A 9,588-nucleotide genomic window follows, 5' to 3' on the forward strand; every position below is an offset into this window, starting at 1 on the left:
CACCTCCCGGTACACGTCCACCAGCTCACCGCACAGCGTCGGCCAGGTACGGTGCAGCACACTGCGCCGCGCGGCGTCCGCCACCCTGTCATGGCCGGGGCCCCCGAGCCGGTCCACGGCCGCCGGCAGATCCCGTTCAAAGGACGCCACATCCAGCAACTCGCCGTTCACCCCGGGGACCACGAGATCCAGCGGACCACCGGCCGCCGGCGCCACCGACGGCACCCCGCAGGCCAGTGCCTCCTGCAGGCCCTGGCAGAAGGTCTCGAACTCCCCGGTGTGCACGAAGACGTCGAGACTGGCGTACGCCTCGGCGAGGTCGGTGCCCAGGAGCCCACCGGTGAACACGGCGTCCGGCAGGAGGGCCTCCAGCCGGGGGCGTTCCGGACCGTCGCCGACGACGACGAGCCGCGTACCCGGATCATCGGCCAGGGCAGCCAGCCGCTGGACGTTCTTCTCGCTGGCGAGGCGTCCGACATAGCCGACGATCCGACGGGCCCCGGACGGATCCCAGCGTCGTCGCAGGTCGTCACTGCGGCGGGCGGGGTTGAAGAGATCGGAGTCCACCCCACGGGCCCACCGGCTCACGCGCCGGACGCCGTGGTCGGCGAGCATCGCCGCAGTCGCCGAGGACGGGGCGAGCGTCACCGCGGCACGGTTGTGGATCCCGCGGACGACCTGCCAGGCCCCGGCGCGCAGGGCCGGGATGATGAACCCCAGGTCGTACTGGTCGACGTAGCCGGGAATGTCGGTCTGGTACACGGCCACGGTCGGGACGCGCAGCACCCCCGCCGCCGCAGCCCCGCCCGCCCCCAGCACGAAGGGGCTGGCCAGATGCACCACATCAGGGCGGAACCGGCGCAGTACCCGCAGCACCGCCGGGCAGGGGACGCCGATCGGCAGGGACTCGATGCGTGGCAGGTACAGGGCGGGGACGCGGACCACGGGGAAACCCCGGTACCTGGTCACGGCGTCCGCGCCGGCACGTCGTTCCCGGCGGGTGACACCGGGGGCGATGACGACCGCCTCATGGCCGGTACGGCGGAGATGGTCGAGGATCCGCAGCACCGAGTTCACCACCCCGTTGACCTGCGGCAGGAAACTCTCTGCGACGACGGCGACACGCAGCGGCCGGTCGCCGCCCACCGGGTCGCCGCTCACCGGCGGAACCACCGGCGCACCACACCCGCCAGTACGGCGGCGATGACCGAACACACCGCCCAGGTCGAGATCGCCGGGAGGAAGGCCAGGGTCCAGTTCCGCCCCTCAACCTTCACGTTGTCCGGATCGGACCGCTGATACTCGACCTTGACGCGGTCCCCGACGCTCAGCCCCCCGGGGTACTTCAGCCCGGTTGCCGGGGAATGGTAGCGCCCCTCGTCGTCAGGGAACCGGACCAGTGTCTTCGACCCGGCGGACAGCACCTCGGCGGTGGAGGTACCGTGGTCGTGGTTGATCCGCCAGTCACTGACCGCCGCGGTGACGACGAGGGACCCGCTGATCACACACGCGAGCAGGTAGCCGACGAGGAGTGCCTGGACGAGACGACGGTGCACCGTGGTCCGGGAGGGTCGAGGCAGGTCCAGGATGCTCTCCACCGGGTGTCGCCAGCGGTCACTGCTCCTGCGCGCCGGCCGCGCCTGCTGTGACTCCTGCGACTCCTGCGACTCCTGTGACCGGTCCGCCTGTGCCGCCTGTGCCGCCTGCTGCTCCTCAGTCACGGCGTCCCCCGGCGGTCAGTGTGGTCTGCGACCGCAGCGCGGCGTGCAGGGCAGCGCGCGGGGCCCGCTGCACCACCGCCTCGATGACGAGGAAACCGTCGGTGTACCCCTCAGCATGCTCGTCAAGGGCTGCGATGAGACCCGGCAGGTCCGTCACCCGACGGTGGGAGACCCTGTGCCCGGCGCACAGTGCACCGAGATCGACACCGGTCGGAGTACCGAAGACACGGTCGAAGGCGTCCACCCCGTCGTCGAAGGTACGTAAACCGGCACCGCCCGCCTCCAGGGTCTCGAAGATCGCACCTCCGTCGTCGTTGGAGACCACGACCACGAGATTGTCCGGTCGAGGCTCGCCGGGGCCGATCGTGAAACCGTTGAGATCGTGCAGGACGGTGAGGTCACCCATCAGTGCCACGGTCCGGGGGGCCCGGACCAGCTCGGGACACTCACTGGCGTGCGCCAGGGCCACGCCGACGGCGGTCGAGACGGTGCCGTCGATACCGGCCGCGCCACGGTTCGACACCGCCCACACCCCGTCGAAGGGCAGTCCGGCGAGTGAGGCGTCCCGCACCGCCGAGGACGCGCCGAGAACCAGTGCGTCCCCGTCACGCAGAGCGTCCGTGACCGCGGCAGCGACGTGGAGTCCAGTGAAGTCCGCTCCGGAGAGCAGGTCGTGCATGACATCGACGGCGACACCGCTGGCGGCCTCACAGACCGAGGGCCAACCTGCGGGGTGCTCGCCGGTGAGGGTGACGGCGCGTCCCCACTCACGGACGGTGTGGGCGACATCCGGTACGACATCCCGGTCGGTCAACGCCACGACGCGGATCCGGGGGTCGGCCAGGAGGCGGGAGACGCTGCGGTGCAGGGTGGGACGTCCGACGAGCACGATCTGTTCGGGACGCAGCTCGGCGGTGGCGGTGTCCCCGGAGACGGTGCCGCTGAACAGGCCGGCGGCCGCCGGATGGACCGGGGTGACCGGGGCGGGGGCCGTCGGCTCGGCGATGGTGGGGACGTCGGCGAGAGTGTCGAGGATCTGCGCGGCCCAGGTGCGGTCACGGACGTCCCCGATGATGGCGAGGGTGCGGAGTGACAGGTCGACGGTCACGACCGGACTCTGCGGCAGGACGGCCCGGGTCGGGGCGGCGCCACGGGGCAGCGCGGTGACGGGGCGGGCTGCGGCACGCCAGGGGGCACCGGTGTCCGTGACACCGGTCGTACCGGCGGCCTCACGGCAGGATTCCCCGTCCCGCATCTGCTCTGCGGCGATCCGGGCCGCGAGCGAGACATCGGCCGTCGTCCCGGGCACCAACGGCTCAACGAAGTGCACGTTGAGCTGCACGCCCCCGGCGCGGACCCCGCCGCCGAAGAGATCGAGGGACGCCGCGACGACACGGTCGACGACCGTCCTGATCTCCCGGTGGTCGGGTCGGTCATGCAGCGCGGTCGTGAGGCCCACCGCCTCGACCGCGTGGGCACCGAATATCCCCGCCTGGGCGATGGTCTGGTTCGCGCCGGTGCCCTGGTAACTCACCGGGCGGTCGGCGGAGAGGACGAGCAGCGGGACGCCGGACGCCGTGGCCTCCACCATCGCCGGCAGACAGTTCGCCACGGCGGTACCCGAGGTCATGACGACCGGGACCGGGCGGTTACCACGCCGGGCCAGTCCCAGGGCCAGGAAGGACGCCGAACGTTCATCGGTTCTGACATGCAGCCGGAGCCGGTGGGTGCGGTCGGCCTCGGCCAGGGCGAGGGCCAGGGCCGCGGAGCGGGACCCGGGGCAGACGACTGCTTCGCGGACTCCGGCACGGACCAGCTCGTCGACGATCACGGCCGCCACCAGTGTTGCCGGGGCGATGGCGCGCTCTCCGGCGGTGTCGCCGGAGGTGCCGGAGGTACCGGAGTCGGCGGCACCGGGGTTGTGCCCGGAATCGTGCTCGGGTTCATGCTCGGGTTCGTGCTCGGGGCGTTCGTCAGTCACCCCCCTGACGCTACCTGCCGGGCCCCGATCCAGGTCATTCAGCTGCCCCAGACCCGGGTGGACTCCCGGGTGGCGCGGGTAGCCCCACAGCACGCTCCGGCGGGCGTACCCGGCAAGTGTCAGGGCTCGCTCTGCACCGGCAGGTCTGGTTAATCATCGGCAGGGGTACCTGGTGACTGGCAGGGGTAGTCCTCACCTGGAGCCACTGAATCCGGATTCTTCCCTGCCACCAGAGAGATACCCCTGCCAACGTCCAGATCCCCTGCATGCCCCACACTGCTCGGTCACTCCCCGCTGAGGCCCCGAAGGCCGGGCCACCGAGCCGACCCGCCGAACCGCCCCACCAAGTCACCCTGCCAAGTCACCCCACCAAGTCGCCCTGCCAAGTCACCCTGCCAAGTCGCCCTGCCAAGTCACCCTGCCAAGTCACCCCGCCAAGTCACCCCGCCAAGTCACCCCGCCAAGTCACCCTGCCAAGTCACCCCGCCAGTGCCTCGGCGATCATCTCCCGGAGCTTCTCCACGGTGTCGGCGTCCTTGATGTGACCGGCGGTGACCCGGAACACTCGACCGCCGTGGCGTTGGAGCGTAGCCAGCACCTCGCTGTCATGGTCCCGCTGGGTCCGCTCCAGGTGATGCTCGCCGTCATAGAACAGGAACACTCTTTGCTCCTCCCACCCCATGTCCACCGTGGTCAACAGGAAACCGTTGTCACGGAAAACCGGAATCTGCGTCCTCAAGCCCGGGGCCAGATCCGCGACAACCAGACGCAACAACGTCTCCGGCGGCGACTCCGCGCCCACATCCGTCGAACCGAGAACCACCGACGCCACCGCCGGCGACACTCCCCGGATGTTCGCGGCGGTCCCGGGAATGACGAATCCCAGAGCCTGGTGGAGTGCATCACTGGACTGCACGGAGCGTATGAAGGATGCAGAGAGATGCGGTCGGACGGAAGTCAGATCGGGCACTTTCCACCGCTGGTCACGCGCATCATCCTGGATTTCCAGAGAGCGGAGCATATATCCCAGGGTCACGGCCGGGGCAGTGCACTTCAACGTGGGAACTGCCCTGTCGGGGGTCCGTGCATCCTTGACAAATGACGCCAGTTGCCGGGTGCGGGTCAGCTTCAGGTGTGGTGCCGAGTTCGCGCACTCCGCACCTCTGGAAACCAGGAACTCCATGATCTCGTCATAGACGAAATAGTTCATCCCGTATCCTGTTCCGGCCGCGAACCCGGTGGCGACATGGTCCGGATTGTGCAGTGCGTGCGCTCTGACCAGTGCCAGCGCCGGAACACGACGCTGACGCGTGAAACCGCTGGAGGTCTTCTCCGGCAACAGTGCCTTGTTGTGAAGGTAGGCACCGTACTCGATGCGCGTGAAGTACTTCCGCAGCGCCGTGTCACTGACACCTGCCCGTTGCAGCTCACCCCTGGTCACCGGCCGAACACCCGATGGGCCCCCACCTCCTGCACCTCCTCCCCGTTTACCGGACCTCACCTGGTTCAGGTACCAGTCGGTCGGTCGGGATTCCCCGCAGGTGGAGACGATGATCCCGGGCGGAGGCTCAAGGTCGCGGCCGGTGGTGGAGGTAATGAGGCGGTCCTTGGTGGTTGTGTTGACCCTGAAGTCTGTGTTCATCATGGCCGCAGTGAACCAGCACCTCGCAGAATCCGCCACCGGCACCGGAACACCTGTGGACAGTGCATCCACAGTGACCTCACTGACCTGCTACGACAGAAAACAGCAGGTGTCCTGCAATGACTGCTGCCCCTTCGGTCGAGGTACTCCGGCGCCGACTGCAGGGGTAATCCAAGGCTGGCAGGGGTAGTCCGAAACCGGCAGGGGTAATCCTCCTGTAGAGCCGCTGAATCCTGCTTCTCCCCTGCCACTGCGGAATTACCCCTGCCAGGTCTCGGAAGAGTGGCGGCATGGGCGACTGAGAGCCGGTCTGCCGGAGCAGTACCGGCAGGTCAGGGCAGGCCGGAACAGGTCAGGGCAGGCCGGAACAGGGCAGGGCTGAATGGCCGGAGCAGTACCGGCAGGTCAGGGCAGGCCAGAATGGCCGGAACAGGGCAGGCCAGAATGGCCCTCATCAGTGCACGGCAGCGGCGAGGTAGCGGCCGGTCGATGAGGGGGACGATGCAGGAGACGAAGCCACCAGCTCCGCCGGCGACCCCTGGAACACGACTCGTCCACCGTCATGTCCCGCACCCGGACCGATGTCGGTGATGTGGTCTGCGGCCGCGATGACCGCAAGGTTGTGTTAGATGACGATGAGCGTGTGCCCGGCGTCCACCAGCTTCTGCATCATCTCCACCGGCGTCGCGGTATCGGCGAGGTGGAGTCCGGTCGTCCGCTCGTCGAGGACGATCACCGGGGCGTCTCCGTCGATGCGGGACGCCAGCTTCGCCCGGTGCCGCTCACCGCCGGACAGTGTGCCGGCGGGACGGTCGAGGCTGAGGTAGCCGAGCCCCACGGAGGCCAGCGCCGACAATGGGGCGGTGAGGGTGGTCAGCGCGGGGCCGACGGAGGCTGCGGTGCCCTCGTCCAGCTCGCCCGACAAGTCACCCAGGAACTCCACCAGGTCACCGACCTGCATGGACGAGCATTCAGGCAGCGTCCTGCCGGCGACGGTGGCGGTGCTGGGCGGCCCCGGACAGACGCGCGCCGTGGCAGGCCGGGCACACACCGGTTGTGCTGATCTTCTCGACGAAGGCCACGATGTTCTTCTGCTTCGGCGGGGTGTCGCGGTCGATCCACAGCCGGCGGATCCGGGTGGCGAGGCCGTCGTAGGCCGTCGTAGGCCGTCGTAGGTCAAAGTGGAGAAGCCGTTGTTGTCTTCCTTCGCCACCTTGATCTTCTGCGTCGGGGCGTAGAGGAAGAATTCGCGGTCCTCGTCGCTGAAGTCCTTCACCGGCAGGTCGGGGTCGAGGCGTCCGTTGGGGGCGTAGGAGGACCAGTACCAGTCGCCGACGCCGAATCCCGGCGCGTCGATCGCCCCGTCGTTGAGGGACTTCGATTCATCGAGGAAGGACGCCAGGTCCAGGTCCGCGGTAGTTCCGGAGCCTTCACAGGCGGGGCACCGGCCGTCGGGGAGGTTGAAGGAGGTTCCTTCGCGGTGCCGACGACGGGGTCCGAGAGTCTGCTGAACAGGAGACGGAGTGTCGAGGAGGCATCCGTGGCGGTGCCGACGGTGGACCGCGAGTTCGCGCCCATACGTTCCTGGTCGATGATGACGGACGCGGTGAGGTTGGTCAGTTCATCCACGTCGGGTCGTGGCAGGGAGGGCATGAAGCCCTGGATGAAGGCACTGCAGGTCTCGTCGATGAGACGGCGCGATTCAGCGGCGACGGTGCTGAAGACGAGGGAGGACCTGCCGGAGCCGGACAGGCCGGTGACGACGGTGAGCTTCCGCTCCGGCAGGTCGACGTCGATGTTCTTCAGGTCGTTGACGCGGGCGCCGCGGACGCGGATCGTGTCACGGGGGTCGGGCAGGGACGGCACAGATGATGCGGGCAGCGACGCGGTGCGGGGATCGGCGTTCACCGGGTCGATTATGCCGGACGACTGGTGGTGGGATCACGGACACACGGACCTCACCCCGGGTGGCATCCCCTTCGGCACAGCGGCATTCCGTACTGTCGGGTGGCCCTGCTGAGGCGACAGGAAGGGCTTCCACCCTGCAGGAAGGGATGCCGGGCAAGGCGCCAGCCCAGTTCCACTCCAGCGGCAGCCCTGGTGGAGGACGGCGGTAGAACTGACGGCGGTGACACTACCGGAGTGTCGTCAGCTTGGTAGATCTACCGGGCCGCAGCCAGCACCGCGTAGGCCGCCGCCAGCCGGTCGAACCACCAGTCACGGCGCTCCGGGGCGGACGCCAGCGCATCCAGCCTGGCGTCCTCCGGCACACACTGCTCCACCGCGATCCGTCCGTCGATGATCCGCCGCGGCGCACACACCTCCTCGAGGTACAGCGACCCGGTCGCCAGACCCGCGGCCTGCGGATGGACGACCATGTCCTCGTCATCGCTGTAGCCGGGCAGGGATGCCGCGGCGAACAGTCCCGCATACATCCCCACCGCCGACTCCAGGGCCGAGGAGACCGTCACCGCGACCCCACGACGTCCGACCTCCTGCGCGATGGCGCGCACGTGGTCCACCCCGCCCAGCGGCGCGGCCTTGAGCACCGCCACGTCGCATGCCCCGGCCTGCACCACGGCCAGCGGGTCGGACGCCTTCCTGATCAACTCGTCCGCCGCGATCCGCACCATCATGCCGCGCGACCCGAGCCGCCGCCGCAGCTCCGCCAGCTCCGCCACGGTCGCGCACGGCTGCTCCATGTAGTCCAGCGGGCCACCACCCCGCGACGGGTCCGTCAACGCCACCGCCGCCGCGAAGGCCTCGTCGACGGTCCAGCCCATGTTGGCGTCCACCCGGACGGAGATGCCGGGCACCGCCTCGCGTACGGCACGCACGCGGGCCACATCATCTGCCAGTGCCTGGTCACGCTGGGCGACCTTCACCTTCACGGTCGTGCACCCCGGATAGCGGTCGAGCAGGTCGGGAATCACGGTGGCGTCCGTGACCGCGGGAACGGTGGCGTTGACCTCCACCGAGGTGAGGCCGGGGGTCGGCAGGGAACCGGCGTCCCACCCCAGCAGCAGGGCCGACCGCAGCCAGCGGGACGCCTCGACGGCGCCGTACTCCAGGAACGGCGACCACTCGACCCAACCGTCCGCCCCCTCGATCAGCATGATCTCGCGTTCGGTGACGCCCCGGAAGGGCACCCGCAGGGGGCAGGTGACGACACGGGCCCGGTCGGTGAGATCGTCGAGGGTCGGCAGCGGCGGGGTCGGGGCGGAGGGAGCAGTCATGCCCACAGCCTACGATGGGCGCATGACCGAACAGAGCAACCCCTTCAACCCCGACCTGTGGCGCGAGGTCCCCGGCTTCGACTTCGACGACATCACCTACCACCGGCACATCGGTGAGGGACGCGCCAACGGCATCGTCCGGATCGCCTTCGACCGCCCGGAGGTGCGCAACGCCTTCCGACCTCACACCGTCGACGAGCTCTACCGCGCCCTCGACCACGCCCGACGCTCCCCCGACGTCGGCACCGTCCTGCTCACCGGCAACGGTCCGAGCCCGAAGGACGGCGGCTGGGCGTTCTGCTCCGGCGGTGACCAGCGCATCCGTGGCCGCTCGGGCTACCAGTACGCGTCCTCCCACGATTCCGACGTGGAGCACGCCGACGCGACCTCGGTGGACGCCGCCCGCGCCAAGGCCGAAGGGGGACGCCTCCACATCCTCGAGGTGCAGCGGCTCATCCGCACCATGCCGAAGGACGTCATCTGTCTGGTCAACGGCTGGGCGGCCGGCGGCGGCCACTCCCTGCCCGTCGTCTGCGACCTCACCCTCGCCTCGCGTGAGCACGGCAGGTTCAAGCAGACGGACGCTGACGTGGGGTCCTTCGACGCCGGCTACGGCTCGGCCTACCTCGCCAAGCAGGTCGGCCAGAAGTACGCCCGGGAGATCTTCTTCCTCGGTCGCACCTACGACGCCGAGCGGATGATGCAGATGGGCGCGGTCAACGAGGTCGTCGACCACGCCGAGCTGGAGAACACGGCCATCGAGTGGGCCCGGGCGATCAACACCAAGTCGCCGACGGCGCAGCGCATGCTGAAGTTCGCCTTCAACCTCACCGACGACGGTCTCATGGGGCAGCAGGTCTTCGCCGGCGAGGCGACCCGCCTGGCGTACATGACCGATGAGGCGGTGGAGGGCAAGAACGCCTTCCTGGAGAAGCGTGACCCGGACTGGGACGAGTTCCCGTACTACTACTGACCCCGCCCGGCGTCCTGCTCCCGGGCATTCCCCGG

The 9,588-nt window shown here is 69.2% G+C and carries 8 protein-coding genes; 1 reads left to right on the plus strand and 7 read right to left on the minus strand.

Translation table 11 applies throughout. From position 1 onward, the window contains the following. The 7 genes from QZV72_RS01675 to QZV72_RS01705 all read right to left on the minus strand — a co-directional run. The coding region (locus QZV72_RS01675; protein ID WP_367119079.1) for a glycosyltransferase family 4 protein at positions 1-1,128 on the minus strand (1,128 nt) is incomplete at its 3' end. A gap of 29 nt (positions 1,129-1,157) precedes the next feature. Further along, a complete protein-coding gene (locus QZV72_RS01680) occupies positions 1,158-1,721 on the minus strand; it encodes a DUF3592 domain-containing protein (RefSeq protein ID WP_297004429.1) in 564 nt (187 codons plus the stop codon). After that, positions 1,714-3,702: a 2-succinyl-5-enolpyruvyl-6-hydroxy-3-cyclohexene-1-carboxylic-acid synthase gene (gene menD, locus QZV72_RS01685; RefSeq protein WP_297004432.1), complete on the minus strand. Its 1,989-nt coding sequence runs from the start codon at positions 3,700-3,702 to the stop codon at positions 1,714-1,716. The genes QZV72_RS01680 and menD overlap by 8 nt, the downstream gene beginning before the upstream one ends. A 478-nt stretch (positions 3,703-4,180) precedes the next feature. After that, positions 4,181-5,143, minus strand: a complete 963-nt coding sequence (locus QZV72_RS01690; RefSeq protein WP_297004433.1) for a hypothetical protein — start codon at positions 5,141-5,143, stop codon at positions 4,181-4,183. Between the two features lie 826 nt (positions 5,144-5,969). Then, entirely contained in the window at positions 5,970-6,620 is a 651-nt protein-coding gene (locus tag QZV72_RS01695) for a hypothetical protein (protein WP_297004436.1), read from the minus strand. Next, the gene (locus QZV72_RS01700) at positions 6,617-7,252 is read right to left on the minus strand and encodes a hypothetical protein (RefSeq protein ID WP_297004440.1); all 636 of its coding nucleotides are present in this window, start codon (positions 7,250-7,252) and stop codon (positions 6,617-6,619) included. The genes QZV72_RS01695 and QZV72_RS01700 overlap by 4 nt, the downstream gene beginning before the upstream one ends. A gap of 254 nt (positions 7,253-7,506) precedes the next feature. Then, positions 7,507-8,580, minus strand: coding sequence for an o-succinylbenzoate synthase (locus QZV72_RS01705; RefSeq protein WP_297004442.1), 1,074 nt, complete (start codon positions 8,578-8,580; stop codon positions 7,507-7,509). Positions 8,581-8,602: 22 nt separating this feature from the next. On the opposite strand from QZV72_RS01705, the gene QZV72_RS01710 reads away from it, so the two are divergent. Next, on the plus strand, positions 8,603-9,553 hold the full coding sequence (locus QZV72_RS01710; RefSeq protein WP_297004444.1) for a 1,4-dihydroxy-2-naphthoyl-CoA synthase: 951 nt from the start codon (positions 8,603-8,605) through the stop codon (positions 9,551-9,553). Positions 9,554-9,588: the final 35 nt, after the last annotated feature.

Source organism: uncultured Corynebacterium sp. (genome assembly GCF_902782855.1).
Taxonomy (GTDB): Bacteria; Actinomycetota; Actinomycetes; order Mycobacteriales; family Mycobacteriaceae; genus Corynebacterium.

Coding starts and splice junctions, on each gene's coding strand:
- QZV72_RS01705 (WP_297004442.1), bottom strand. CDS start 8,580: ATGACTGCTCCCTCCGCCCCGACCCCGCCGCTGCCGACCCTCGACGAT.
- QZV72_RS01710 (WP_297004444.1), top strand. CDS start 8,603: ATGACCGAACAGAGCAACCCCTTCAACCCCGACCTGTGGCGCGAGGTC.